Genomic DNA, 11,666 nt, shown 5'->3' with positions numbered 1-11,666 from the left:
CGGACGGCCGCCGCCCGCAGGCCGGCGGCATAGCCGGCCGCGTGGCCGCGGGCCCGGGCCTGTTCCTCCACCTGCCCCTGCCGGCTGTCCCGCAGCGCCGGGAAACTCATCCGCGAAAACCCTGCCTCAGTAGACATATTCGTCCTCGTCCGCGCGCTGGACGGTGATCAGCCCATCCGCCTCCAGGCTGCGGATGGAGCGCACAATGTCCGCCCGGGCCTCCTCCACCTGGGACAGCCGGACCGGGCCGACGTTCCTGATCTCGTCGTCGAGGATCTCCCGGTTGCGTTCGGAGACGTTCCTGCGGATCAGCTCGGTGACCTGCTCCTCGGCACCCTTCATGGCCAGCGCCAGGACGCGGGCGTCGATGCCGCGCAACACCTGCTGGATGTCCCGCGGCTCCAGCTTGACGATGTCCGCGAAGGTGAGCATCCGGGAACGCACCTCGTCCGCCAGCGCCGGGTCGCGCAGCTGCAGTCCCTCCAGCACGGCCCGTTCGGTGGCCAGGTCCGAGCGGTTGATGATGTCCACCAGCGGCTGGATGCCGCCGACCACCTCCACCGCCTGCTTCGGCGCCACCAGGGCACCGGCCCGGGTCCGGAGCGTGTCCGCGACAATGCTGACCGCCTCCGGCGTGGCCGTGCCCATGGTCGCAATGCAGCGGGCCACCTCCGCCCGCTGCTCGTCCTGGAATCCGGCCAGCACCGCGGAGGCCTGATCCGGGCGCAGGTGCGCCAGCACCAGCGCGATAGTCTGCGGCAGCTCCTCGGCGAGCAGCGTGACCACCTGCCCGGATTCGGCGTCTTCCAGGAACTCGAACGGCTTGCCGGCCAGCGTGGCGGCCAGCCGGTCCAGCACGCCGGCGGCCTTCTCCGCCCCGAAGGAGGCCGCCAGCAGGCCGGCGGCGAAGTGGCGGCCGCCACGCGCACGGGGACGGCCCTTGACCGTCATTTCATGGAATTCCGCCAGCGCCCGTTCGGCCAGGTCCGGTTCCACCCGTTCCAGCCCCACGATCTCGGCGGTGATCCGCTCGGCTTCCGCCTCACTGAACTGCTTCATGACCTGGGCGGCGCTCTCGGGCTCCATCTGCATCAGCACGATGGCCACCTTCTGCGTCCCGGTCAGGGTGCTCAGGGCCTCGCTCATGCCGGGGTCCGCTCATCCATGAGGCTGCGCAGGAATTCTGCAGTGCGCTCCGGGTCGCTGCCGGCCAGGGCATCGATCTCCGCGCGCTTGCGCTCGGCCGCGACAGCCTGCGGATCCAGTTCCGGCGGTCCCGCGGGCAGCGGGATCGCCGTCGTCACCGGAGCCGATTCCACCTGCCGGCGCACGGGGGCCGGCACGACGACGGCGGGCCTGGCTTCGACGGCAGGCGCCGCGAGCGCCACCGTGGCCGGTGCCTCCAGTTCCGGGGTGACCTGCTCCAGCTCCTCAAGGTCCACCGGCTCGCGGTTCTGCCGGCGGGACCAGCGGGCGTAGACCAGCAGGGCGATGATGGTCAGCAGCACTATGCCGCCGACGATGATCAGCGTGCGGATCAGCTCGGCCTGCCGCTTGGCGGCCTCCTCGGCCTGCGCGGCGGCGAGCGCCTCGGCCGCCTGCTGCGCGCCGGCGGTGTTGAACGGCATGACCTCCACGGTGACCTGGTCCCCGCGGCCGGTATTGATGCCGGCGGCGGTGGAGACCAGCGAGGACAGGTTGGCCATGTCCAGGCCGGCGGCCGCCTGCTGGTCCACGGCCACGGACACGGTCTGGCGGTTGAGCACCCCGGCGGGGATCGTGCGGTTCTCGGTGACCTTGTTGACCGCGTTGTTCCGCGTGCTGGACTCGGAGTTGAAGCTGCCGTCCCCGGTGCCGTTGTTCGGGACCGCGATATTGTCCGGGCCCAGCACCCCGGCGGAGCCGGCCCCGGAACCGGCGTACTCCTCGGTGGTGGTGGATTCGTTCAGGGCCGGGACGTCCTCCGGGGCGGTAAAGGACTCCTCCACCCGCTCGGCGGACTCGTAGCTCATGTCCGCGGCCACCACCACGCTGGCGTTGCCGGGCCCGACCACCTTGTCCAGCATGCGCTGCACCGAGGCGCTCACCCGCTCCTCGTAGTCGGAGGCCTGCTTGTCCGCGGTGCCGGTGGCCCCGACGCCGGCGGCGGAGAGCACCTTGCCGCCGGCGTCGATCACCGCCACGTTGCCCGGCTGCAGGCCGTCGATCGAGGCGGAGGTCAGGTGCACCATGGCCTGGACCTGGTCCGCGGACAGCTGCACGCCGTTCTCCGTCTCGATGAACACCGAGGCGGTGGGGTCGGCCTTCTGCTTGGAGAACACGGTCTCCTCCGGGATGGCCAGGCGCACCGAGGCGGTCTTGACCCCCTTCATCGCCGACAGGGTCGCCGCCAGCTCGCCCTCCAGGGCCCGCTTGTAGGTGACGGACTGCTGGAACTCGGAGGAGGTCACGCCCATATCGTCCAGCAGGGAATAACCCTGTGCGGAGGAGGAGGGCAGGCCGCTGGCGGCGGCCTTGAGCCGCTGGTCGTAGACCTTTTCCTCGGGCACCATGATGGTGCTGCCGCCGTTGGCCAGCTCGTACGGCACGCCGTCGGCGCGCAGCTGCTCCACGATGCTGTTCGCGTCCGCGGCCTGCAGCCCGGAGAAGAGCGGGCTGTAGGAGGGCTTGGACAGCCAGGAGACCAGCGCCACCGTGCCGAGGACGACGGCGGCGATCCCGATCAGCGCGATGGTGCGCTGGGCGATGCTGAAGCCGCGGACCGCCGCGCCGAGGCGGCCGAACCAGGCGGAGACCGTGGGCGGCATCAGGCCTGCATCCTCATGATCTCGTTGAAGGCGTCGACGCCCTTGTTGCGGACCGCCGCGACCAGTTCCAGCGTCACCTGCGCGCGGGTGGAGGCCAGGGTGGCGGTGTGGATGTCATTCAGGTCCCCGGTGACGGCTTTGATCGCCAGTTCCTTGGAGGTGGACTGCAGCTGCTGGACGTTGTCCACGGCCCCGGCCAGGGCGGAGGCGAAGCCGGTGCCACCGGGTGCCGGGGCGTCGTTGGTTGCCTTGGCCCCGGCGAGGTAGCCGGTGCCGGCGACGCCCTGGACCGGGGCGACGGCGGAAGCAATGGCGGAAACGGGCAGGGGCATCAGGAACGTCCAATCTGCAAAGCGGCCTCGTAGGTGGCCTTGGCACGGTCGACGACGGCGGCATTGGCCTGGTAGCCGCGCTGGGCCAGGATGAGCTGGCCCATCTGCTCGGCCAGGTCGATGTCCGGGTAGCGCACGTAGCCCTCGGCGTCGGCCAGCGGGTGGTCGGGCTCGTAGACCATCCGGCCCGCGGCGTCGCCCCAGGCCGCACCGGCCACGTAGGCGCCGCTGTTGCCCTCGCCTTCCCGGGCGAGCACGTAGCGTGCCTGGAAGGCGGAGCCGTCGGTGCCGGCGGCGTTGTTGGCATTGGCCAGGTTGTCCGAGACGGCATCCAGCCACTTGCGGTGCAGGGTCAGGCCGGTAGCGGCGATCCCGATGGCGTCGAAGGTCATCAGTTCGTCCTCATCGCCGTGCGGACGCTGGTGAACTGGCCCTCCGCGGCGCGGGCGGCGAACTGGTAGCGCAGCACCGTTTCCACGTTGGACAGGGTCTCGGTATCCAGGTTGACGTTGTTGCCGTCCGTGCGGGTCGGCTCCAGGGACCGGGACGTCGTAGCCGCCGCGCGGCCGTCGCCGGCCTGCACCGACTGGGCCAGGGCGTCCTCGAAGGCCACCCGTTTGGCGTGGTAGCCGGGGGTGTTGACATTGGCGATGTTGTTCGCAATGGTGCGCTGGCGCAGGGCAAGCCCGTCCAGGGCACTCTCCAGGGCCACGGAGCTAACGGAATCGAACACGGCAAAAGACCATCTTCACTTGCGGTGAGGCGGCCGATCCGTGGCCTGGGGTGGTGAGCGATCCATGCTCACTCCGGCCTATCGGCAGATCTGAAGGGTTCGTTAGGAGTTATAAAAGACCCGGTCAACCGGTTGTATCGAGATAGACCGCGGCGTCCTTCGCCGCGGCCTGCGGCACCGCCTGCAGGTACGCGGACTGGCTCCGGTTGGACCTGACCTTCGCGCGCAGCGCCGTGACAGCCTCCTGCTGGGCCGCAGCCAGTTTCGTGGCCCGGTCCACCAGCTCCGCCGGGATGGGGCCAAGGTCCTTCGGCGCGGTCCAGGACGCGGCGGCCTGCCGGTCGGCGTCTCCCGCTCCCGGCACCGCGGCTGCTTCAAGCTCCGCCTCGAGCTCGTCCAGGACCGCCAGCCAGCGGTCGTAGCCGGCGGCCTCCTGGTCCGCCCCGGGTACTGCCTCCGCTTCGTCAGGCAATGCCCAGCTCCCCGACCGGCTGGGCGCCGCGGCCCTGCGGCGCCGCCGCGGCACCGCCGGGCACGTCCCCGGCCGCCTGATGCCACGCCTGGCGCAGCGGCTCGAGCAGCCCGAGGCACTCGCGGGTGCGCTCCGCGTTGCGGTGGATGTTGGCGCTGATCAGGGTCTGGGAGACGTAGTTGTACAGTGCCAGCAGGCCCTCCGCGCCGTCCCAGGCCTTGGTGTCCAGGGTGACCGACAGCTCGGTGACAATCGCCTGCGCGTGCAGCAGGTTCTCCGAGGCCACCGACCACTGCTGCGCCTCCTGGGCGGCCTCGGCGCGGGCCAGATCCAGCATCAGCCGGTCATAGAGCATGGTCAGCAGCCGCGCCGGGGACGCCGAGAGGATGGCGTCGCGCTGGTACTGGTTCAGTTTGGCCTGTGCATTGCCCGTCATGTTCATGAGGTGGAGCTTCCTGTGGTCAATCCGGCCAGCTGCGAGGTCAGCCAGGCCTGCTGGGACTGCATGTTACTCAACTGGACTTCCAGTTGTGAGTAGACCCGCTGCAGCGTGGCGCGGCGGGTGGCGAGACGGTCATCCCAGCCGGTGATCTGGTCGTTCAGGTTCCGGACCAGCGACTCCTGGCCCTTGATCACGGCGGTCAGTGTGCCGTCGTACTTGTCCGAAGCCACCGTGGCCGCGCCGGCCACCCGGGAGGCGATGGTCTGCAGCGTTGATTCGACCAGCGCCGGGTCCTTGGCCAGCGCCTCGGCGAACTTCTTTTCGTCAAACTCCAGATTTCCGTTGCGGGTGACGTTAATGCCGATTTCCGCCGGGGACTTGTCATTGATTGGCGTAGTTACCGCCGTCATGATCCGCTGGCCGGCATCCCGCACGGTGCTGTCGCCGGTGAAGATCCCGGCCGTGGTGGTCGCGGCACCGGTGGACCCGGTGCCCGAGGTGACGGAACTGCGGGTCTTGATGTAGGCGAAGACGTCGTTCAGCGAGGTGACGAGCTCCTTGGCCTTGGCCGCGACGGCAGCGTCGTCGCGGGCCACGGAAACGGTGACCGGCGCCGTCGAGGCAGCTTTCACGGTGACGTCAACGCCGGGGACCAGCGCCGTGAAGGTATTGGTGGAGGAGAAGACCGAGGTCTGGGCGCCGGTTCCGGGCCACAGCTGGACCTCGGCGTCCTGGCCCTGCTGGATAATCAGTTCGTTGTTCGCCCCGAAGATACTGGCGCCGCCGGCATCCTTGATGTCGAACCAGCCGGCCGCGCCGGTTGCCGCGGCGCTGAACTGGATCCGGTACAGCTGCTCGCCGCCGGGGCCGGTTCCGGCGGCGATCTTGACCGCGTTGATGCCGGCGTCGGCCCCGTTGACAGCCGAGACTACGTCATCAATTGAGGTGGACGCGGCGGTGACAGCCTTAGTGCTCCCGTCAGATGCCACGAGGGTCAAGGACGGCGGATTGTCCGGCCAGGCGGCAACGGCACCGGAAACGCCAATGTGCCGCTGGGCCAGCCGACTCACCACAAAGCTGACTTCCCCGGCTGCAGCGCCGCTGCCCACGGCGGCAGTTACGTCCTCGGAACTGCCGGTCGCCGTGAAAATCTGAAGTGCGTCCGGCTTCGCTGCCTTCGCCGCCAAGTCCGCCAGGGAAGCGATCCTGGTATTGAGTCCCTGCAATGCGGAGACGAGGCTGTTGGAGGAGGTGACCTTGTTCTTCAGGATGTTCTGCGGGATCGCCTCGACCTGTATCAGGGAGTTGATCAGGGAGGTTGTGTCCAGGCCGCTGGCGAGTCCGTCAAGGGCTATGCCCACAGTCGTTCCTTCCTCGGTACATAGTCAGCCGGAGTGTCTGGAGGGTACAGTGCGGCGGCAGCCGGAGAGGACCGCTTCCCCTCCAGCTGCCGCCGTCAGTTACTGCATCATCGGTTCAGGGCTTAGCGCAGCAGCTGCAGCACACCCTGGCCGGACTGGTTGGCCTGGGCCAGCATCGCAGTGCCCGCCTGGGACAGGATGTTGGAGCGGGTGTAGTTGACCATCTCGGCAGCCATGTCGGTGTCGCGGATGCGGGACTCGGCAGCGGACAGGTTTTCTTTGGAGATGTTCAGGCTGTTGATAGCAGACTCGAAGCGATTCTGCTTTGCACCGAGTTCCGCACGCGAGGTGCTGATTTCCTTGATGGCGGTGTCAATGGCCTCGATGGCCAGCGCGGCGTTCGCCTGGGTGTCCACCGTGATGTCCGCGGTCAAGTCCGCACCGGTCGTTTCGAGCGTGACTACACCGGCCAGGGCAGTAGCCAGGTCCGTCAGGTCAACCTCGATGATGTTGGAGACATCGGTAGCCGTGTTTCCGTTGGTCCCGACCTGGAAGGACTTGGTCGAGCCGTCCATCAGGTTGATGCCGTTGAACGAGGTGTTCGCCCCGATTCGGTTCAGCTCCGAGGCAAGGCCGTCGAGCTCGGTCTTGATGGCATCGCGGGACTCCGTGTTGTTCGAGTCGTTACCGGCCTGCACGCTCAGATCGCGCATGCGCTGCAGAATGGAGTGGACTTCGGTCAGCGCGCCTTCAGCGGTCTGGATGACCGAGATGCCGTCCTGAGCGTTCCGGGCCGCAACGGTGTTGCCATTGACCTGCGAGCGCAGGCCTTCAGCAATCGCCAGCCCGGCCGCGTCGTCGGCAGCACGGTTGATGCGCAGGCCGCTGGAAAGCTTTTCCATGGACTTAGCCAGCGCATTCTGCGTGTTGCTCAGGCTGCGGTAGGCATTGTTCGCCGAGATATTGGTGTTGATCTGCATACCCATGATGAATTCCTCCGTGAGCGGGTTGGTACTTCAGGCCCGTCCGTGGGCCATCACCCAGTGCTATCGGCGCAGGTCTCAGGGGCGTTAGGAGGAAATCCGGGTAATTTCGAGTGCCGGGCCCGGTTCAGGACACCATCGGCTGGGGTGCGCGGCCGGAGCGGGCGATCCCGCCGGCGGTCCGCTGCCCCAAAGTCGTCAGGTACGCGTTCCGGCGCGCCGGGGAAATCCGGGACTCGGGCACAAAGGCTGCGCCGCCGCCGTCGTTGTAGTGGGCTGTCATGCCGTCGCGCAGCAGCCGGATCGCCTCGGAGCGCTGCTGCGAGATGGCCGAGTGCGTGGCACCCAATTCCTCCGCCAGCTCCTTGACCGGGCGGTCCTCGAAGTAGATCTGCTCGATGACGTACCGCATCTTCTCGGGCAGCGACTCCACCGCGGCGCGCAGGAAATCCAGCCGCTCCGCGGTCAGCAGCGAGCCCTCCGGGGACGGGAGCTCGGACATCAGGAAATCGGCAGCGGCCTCATCCAGCGCGGAAACGCTCCGGGCGGCGTCGGCCAGCGCGGCGTCGGCGGTCTCCCGGTCCACGCCGAGGGCGGAGGCGATCTCGTCCACCGTGGGATACCTGCCCAAGGCGCCGGTGAGGGTCTCACGCACGGCCAGGGTTTCCTTGATCCGCTTGCGCACCGAGCGCGGGGCCCAGTCGACGGCGCGCATCTCGTCCGCAAAGGCCCCGACAATGCGGCGGCGGGCGAAGGCCCCGAACGGCACACCCAGGGACGGGTCGAAGGCGTCGGCTGCGGTAATCAGCGCCACGGCCCCGGCGGAAGCAAGATCGTCCCGGGACAGGTGGGTGGCCCTCGCGCACACCTCCGCCACCAGGTAGCCGACGAGCGGCAGATTTTCCACCACCAGGTCATTACGCACAGCACGGTTCAACTGCCTGCCCCCCCTATGAGCATCGCGCGCGGAACGTACGGCTCTTCCGCAAAAAAGTGCATGCCGGATGGCTGGCCGGCATGCACGCAAACCTACTGGTGAAACCTATCATTGGGGACTGCTAACGCCGCGCAGCACCATGCCGATAGAACGCACCGTAGCCATGTTGTTACCTGGTGTTCACATGGCGCACGTACAGACGAGGGTCAGCGGCTTTGGGGGAAGCCGGCCCGTCCAGAGAATCCGGGGAGGTGGGGACATGGGCGCCCATGAACTTTCGGCCATGCTGTGGCGCGAGCGCGAACTGCTGGAACTGCTGGTTTTCAAGCTCGAGGAAGAGCAGTTGCTGCTGACCGCCGGCAAATCGCGGTGGCTCCAGCATGCGACCCGCGAGGTGGAGCAGGTATTGGAACGGGTCCGCGAGGCCGGCTTGGCCCGGACCGTGGAGGTGGCGGCGCTGGCCGCCGAATGGGGGTCGCCGGAGAACGCCACACTGCGCGAAGTCGCCGGGCACGCCCCGGCAGGACCGTGGGGGGAGATCTTCGGCGGGCACCTGCGGGCCATGACCGGGCTGGCGGCGCAGATCAAGGAACTGCGCGATACCAACGAGCAGTTCCTGCGGGCTGCGGCCCGCTCCGCGCAGGAGACCATGGCCAGCCTGGCTCCGGAGCCGGGCACCTACGATGCCCACGGCGTCGCCGGGGCCTCCCCCGCGGCCGCCCGGCTCTTCGACACGACGCTATAAGGGTTATGAGGATCTTCCAGTGAGTACCTTCAGCGGCCTGAACACCGCGTACACCGGCCTGGTGGCCGCCCGCCAGGGCCTGAACGTGGTGGGCCAGAACATCGCCAACGCCAACACCGAGGGCTACACGCGCCAGCGGGTCGGCATCTCCTCGACCGGCCCGGTGGCGCAGACCGGCCTGTTCTCCGGCAGCGTGCGCGCCGGCCAGGGCGTGGCCGTGGACAGCATCGCCCGGCTCGGGGACCTGCACCTGGATGCCCGGGTGCGCTCGTCGGCGGCCGCTGCCGGCTACGCCTCCGTACGTTCGGAGACGCTTTCGGCCCTGGAGGACATCCTGCAGGAGCCCGGGGAAAACGGGATTTCCGCCAAGCTGCAGCAGTTCTGGGCCGGCTGGCAGGACGTGGCCAACCAGCCCGGCGAGCCCGCCCCCGCCGGGGTGCTGCTGGAGCAGACGGCGGTCTTCACCGCACAGTTGGCGCACGGTTACAGCGAAATCGAGTCCCGGTGGACCGAGGTACGCGCCGACGCGGACGCCATGGCGGCCGACCTGAACGGCGCCGCGGCCCAGGTCGCGGACCTGAACGCACGGATCCGGACCACCTTGGCGGCCGGCGGCTCCGTCAACGAACTGCTGGACAAGCGCAGCACCCTCACCGCCGGCATCGCCGCCCTGGCCGGCGGGACGGTGCGGCAGAACACGGACGGCACCGTCGACGTGCTCATTGGCGGCAATGCCCTGGTGTCCGGTGACTCCTTCCGCCCGACGCAGGTTTCCGGAGCCAGGAAAATGGACGACGGCACCGTGCAGCTGGAGTGGTCCGGCCCGTCCGCCGGTCCCATCACGCTCGACGGCGGCAAGCTGGCCGGCGTATTTTCAGTGCTGGCTCCGGCCGGCAACGGCAATGGCGGTGCGGTCGCCGAGGCCGCGGCCCGCTTCAATGACTTCGCCCTCCAACTGGCGGCACAGGTCAACGACCTCCACAGTCAGGGTGCTGCCGCCGATGGATCTACCGGGCACGACTTCTTCGCGGTCGGGGATCCGCAGCGTGCGGCCGCCACCTTATCGGTAGTTCCCAGGTCGGCTGCAGAGATCGCTGCGGGCAAGCCCGGGGCCGGCACCTTGGACGGTTCGGTGGCGGACCGGATCGCCCAAATCGGCACGGCCCGGACTTCCCATCTGGACCCGGCGGCCGGTTCCCCGGACACGCTCTGGTCCGGCGTCGTGACCGGTTTCGGCGTGGCCGCCAGGGCCGCCCGGCAAAGCGCCAGCCTGACCGGCCTGGCCAACATCTCGGCCGTGAACCAGCAATTGGCCAACGCCTCGGTGGACCTGGACGAGGAGAACGTGAACCTGCTCAGCTTCCAGCACGCCTACCAGGGCGCCGCCCGCGTCATGACCGCCGTGGACGAGATGCTGGACACCCTGATCAACCGCACCGGCCTGGTAGGAAGGTAGTCCATGATCTCCCGCGTCACCAACCAGACCCTGGCCCAGTCCGCACAGCGGAACCTGCAGTCCGGCATGGCCAAGCTGGCCCACCTGCAGGACCAGGCCGCCACGCAGCAGGCCATCACCCGGCCCTCGGACGATCCGACCGCCGCCGCGGACTCGATGCGCATCCGGGCCGAACAGCGCGCCACGGACCAGTACGGGCGGAACATCGACAACGGCACCGGCTGGCTCACCACCCTGGACGGCGCCCTGGCCACGGCCACGGACCTGATGCAGCGGGTACGCGACCTGACCGTGCGCGGGGCCAACGGCAGCCTGAACGGCACGGCGAAGGAAGCCATCGCCGTCGAAATCGAGGGGCTGAAGAAGGACCTCGCCGCCCAGGCCAACACCACCTACCTGGGCCGGACCGTGTTCGCCGGCACCTCCGATGCCGGTGTTGCCTTCCGGCCCGACGGGACCTTCACCGGCAACGGAACTCCCGTGGAGCGGCGGATCGGCCCGAACTCCACCGTGCGGGTGGACGCGCACGGGGCCGAGGTGTTCGGCGAGGACACCGCAACGACCATGAGCGTCTTCACCCTGCTGGATAAGATCGCCGCGGACCTGCGCGACCCCGCCGCCAACGCCGGCTCCCGCCTGGCCGCCGTCGACCAGCGGCTGGATGCCATCACCGGGGCACACGCGGACGTCGGTGTCCGGCACGCGCTGCTGCAGCAGGCCGAGGAGGCCAACCTTGACCAGAAAGTTGCGTTGGAAGCCCAGCGCACCGGCGTGGAGGACGTGGACCTGTCCAAGGTAATCCTGGACCTGAAACTGCAGGAGGTTTCCTACCAGTCCGCCCTGGCCGTCACCGCCCGGGTGCTGCAGCCGACCCTGATGGACTTCCTCCGGTGAGCGCCGCACTGACCTTCGTCGCCCCTCCCCCGGGCCTGGCCCCGCTGGTGGACTTCACGCTGCGCCCGGTCGACGGCGCCGCCGGACTGTTCGCGCTCGAAGCGGCCGGCCGGCGGCTGTTCGTGCTGGATGCCGCGGTGTACCTGCCGGACTACCAGCCGGAGATCTCGGACGAGGACGCGGCAGCCCTGGGGCTGGCCGGCCCCGAGGACGCGCTGGTGCTCGTGGTGGCCGTCCCCGGCGGGGCCGCCACCACGGTGAACCTGATGGCGCCGATTGTGGTCAACGCCGCCACCGGCGTGTGCGCCCAGGTGATCCTCGAAGGCCAGGACTGGCCACTGCGCGCCGAACTGGCAGCCCGTTAGTTCCATGCTGACCGCCTCCTGCGCCGTCGCCGGCCTGCTCGCCGGCTGGCTGGTGTTTCCGCTCGCCCAGCGCGAGGAGCGCACCTGCCTGCCGCGCAGCTGGCGGATGACGACGGCGGCGCTCACCGGCGCCGCCGGC

At 69.0% G+C, this 11,666-nt stretch carries 14 protein-coding genes; 4 read left to right on the top strand and 10 right to left on the bottom strand.

Annotated elements, in window-relative coordinates; genetic code table 11:
* Positions 1-126: 126 nt before the first annotated feature.
* The 10 genes from fliG to ACFQ36_RS16540 form a co-directional block, all read right to left on the bottom strand.
* Positions 127-1,146: a flagellar motor switch protein FliG gene (gene fliG / locus ACFQ36_RS16585; RefSeq protein WP_377015520.1), complete on the bottom strand. Its 1,020-nt coding sequence runs from the start codon at positions 1,144-1,146 to the stop codon at positions 127-129.
* Positions 1,143-2,807, bottom strand: a complete 1,665-nt coding sequence (fliF, locus tag ACFQ36_RS16580) for a flagellar basal-body MS-ring/collar protein FliF (RefSeq protein WP_377015518.1) — start codon at positions 2,805-2,807, stop codon at positions 1,143-1,145. Before fliF ends, fliG begins: the two co-directional genes overlap by 4 nt.
* Entirely contained in the window at positions 2,807-3,139 is a 333-nt protein-coding gene (gene fliE, locus ACFQ36_RS16575) for a flagellar hook-basal body complex protein FliE (protein WP_377015516.1), read from the bottom strand. The genes fliF and fliE overlap by 1 nt, the downstream gene beginning before the upstream one ends.
* The gene (locus ACFQ36_RS16570) at positions 3,139-3,531 is read right to left on the bottom strand and encodes a flagellar basal body rod protein FlgC (protein ID WP_377015514.1); all 393 of its coding nucleotides are present in this window, start codon (positions 3,529-3,531) and stop codon (positions 3,139-3,141) included. The genes fliE and ACFQ36_RS16570 overlap by 1 nt, the downstream gene beginning before the upstream one ends.
* Entirely contained in the window at positions 3,531-3,872 is a 342-nt protein-coding gene (flgB, locus tag ACFQ36_RS16565; RefSeq protein ID WP_377015512.1) for a flagellar basal body rod protein FlgB, read from the bottom strand. Before flgB ends, ACFQ36_RS16570 begins: the two co-directional genes overlap by 1 nt.
* Before the next feature lie 124 nt (positions 3,873-3,996).
* Entirely contained in the window at positions 3,997-4,344 is a 348-nt protein-coding gene (locus tag ACFQ36_RS16560; RefSeq protein ID WP_377015510.1) for a hypothetical protein, read from the bottom strand.
* Positions 4,337-4,786 (bottom strand): flagellar export chaperone FliS, encoded by a 450-nt coding sequence (fliS, locus tag ACFQ36_RS16555; RefSeq protein WP_377015508.1) that lies wholly within the window; start codon positions 4,784-4,786, stop codon positions 4,337-4,339. Before fliS ends, ACFQ36_RS16560 begins: the two co-directional genes overlap by 8 nt.
* Positions 4,783-6,147, bottom strand: a complete 1,365-nt coding sequence (gene fliD / locus ACFQ36_RS16550; protein WP_377015506.1) for a flagellar filament capping protein FliD — start codon at positions 6,145-6,147, stop codon at positions 4,783-4,785. Before fliD ends, fliS begins: the two co-directional genes overlap by 4 nt.
* Positions 6,148-6,269: 122 nt before the next feature.
* Entirely contained in the window at positions 6,270-7,133 is an 864-nt protein-coding gene (locus ACFQ36_RS16545; RefSeq protein ID WP_377015503.1) for a flagellin, read from the bottom strand.
* A gap of 124 nt (positions 7,134-7,257) precedes the next feature.
* Entirely contained in the window at positions 7,258-8,067 is an 810-nt protein-coding gene (locus ACFQ36_RS16540) for a sigma-70 family RNA polymerase sigma factor (protein WP_377015501.1), read from the bottom strand.
* Positions 8,068-8,326: 259 nt separating this feature from the next.
* Between ACFQ36_RS16540 and ACFQ36_RS16535 the strand changes: the two genes are divergently transcribed.
* Genes ACFQ36_RS16535 through ACFQ36_RS16520 form a run of 4 tightly spaced genes read left to right on the top strand, consistent with a single transcriptional unit; the run spans position 8,327 to position 11,527 of the window.
* Entirely contained in the window at positions 8,327-8,812 is a 486-nt protein-coding gene (locus tag ACFQ36_RS16535) for a flagellar protein FlgN (RefSeq protein WP_377015499.1), read from the top strand.
* A 19-nt stretch (positions 8,813-8,831) separates the two neighbouring features.
* Positions 8,832-10,268 carry a flagellar hook-associated protein FlgK gene (gene flgK / locus ACFQ36_RS16530; RefSeq protein WP_377015497.1) on the top strand — a complete coding sequence of 479 codons (1,437 nt, stop codon included), beginning with the start codon at positions 8,832-8,834 and terminating at the stop codon, positions 10,266-10,268.
* A 3-nt stretch (positions 10,269-10,271) separates the two neighbouring features.
* Positions 10,272-11,162 (top strand): flagellar hook-associated protein FlgL, encoded by an 891-nt coding sequence (gene flgL / locus ACFQ36_RS16525; RefSeq protein ID WP_377015495.1) that lies wholly within the window; start codon positions 10,272-10,274, stop codon positions 11,160-11,162.
* On the top strand, positions 11,159-11,527 hold the full coding sequence (locus ACFQ36_RS16520) for a flagellar assembly protein FliW (RefSeq protein ID WP_377015493.1): 369 nt from the start codon (positions 11,159-11,161) through the stop codon (positions 11,525-11,527). The genes flgL and ACFQ36_RS16520 overlap by 4 nt, the downstream gene beginning before the upstream one ends.
* Positions 11,528-11,666: the final 139 nt, after the last annotated feature.

Origin of the sequence: Arthrobacter sp. GCM10027362 (assembly GCF_042679445.1) — a bacterium.
In the GTDB taxonomy this organism is placed as follows: Bacteria; Actinomycetota; Actinomycetes; order Actinomycetales; family Micrococcaceae; genus Crystallibacter.
Note: the sequence above shows the minus strand (reverse complement) of the source record. Positions and strands in the feature narration are given on the sequence as shown.

Excerpts from the sequence above, each read along its gene's own strand:
- fliG (WP_377015520.1), bottom strand. The coding sequence starts at position 1,146 with ATGAGCGAGGCCCTGAGCACCCTGACCGGGACGCAGAAGGTGGCCATC.
- fliF (WP_377015518.1), bottom strand. The coding sequence starts at position 2,807 with ATGCCGCCCACGGTCTCCGCCTGGTTCGGCCGCCTCGGCGCGGCGGTC.
- fliE (WP_377015516.1), bottom strand. The coding sequence starts at position 3,139 with ATGCCCCTGCCCGTTTCCGCCATTGCTTCCGCCGTCGCCCCGGTCCAG.
- ACFQ36_RS16570 (WP_377015514.1), bottom strand. The coding sequence starts at position 3,531 with ATGACCTTCGACGCCATCGGGATCGCCGCTACCGGCCTGACCCTGCAC.
- fliS (WP_377015508.1), bottom strand. The coding sequence starts at position 4,786 with ATGAACATGACGGGCAATGCACAGGCCAAACTGAACCAGTACCAGCGC.
- ACFQ36_RS16545 (WP_377015503.1), bottom strand. The coding sequence starts at position 7,133 with ATGGGTATGCAGATCAACACCAATATCTCGGCGAACAATGCCTACCGC.
- ACFQ36_RS16535 (WP_377015499.1), top strand. The coding sequence starts at position 8,327 with ATGGGCGCCCATGAACTTTCGGCCATGCTGTGGCGCGAGCGCGAACTG.
- flgL (WP_377015495.1), top strand. The coding sequence starts at position 10,272 with ATGATCTCCCGCGTCACCAACCAGACCCTGGCCCAGTCCGCACAGCGG.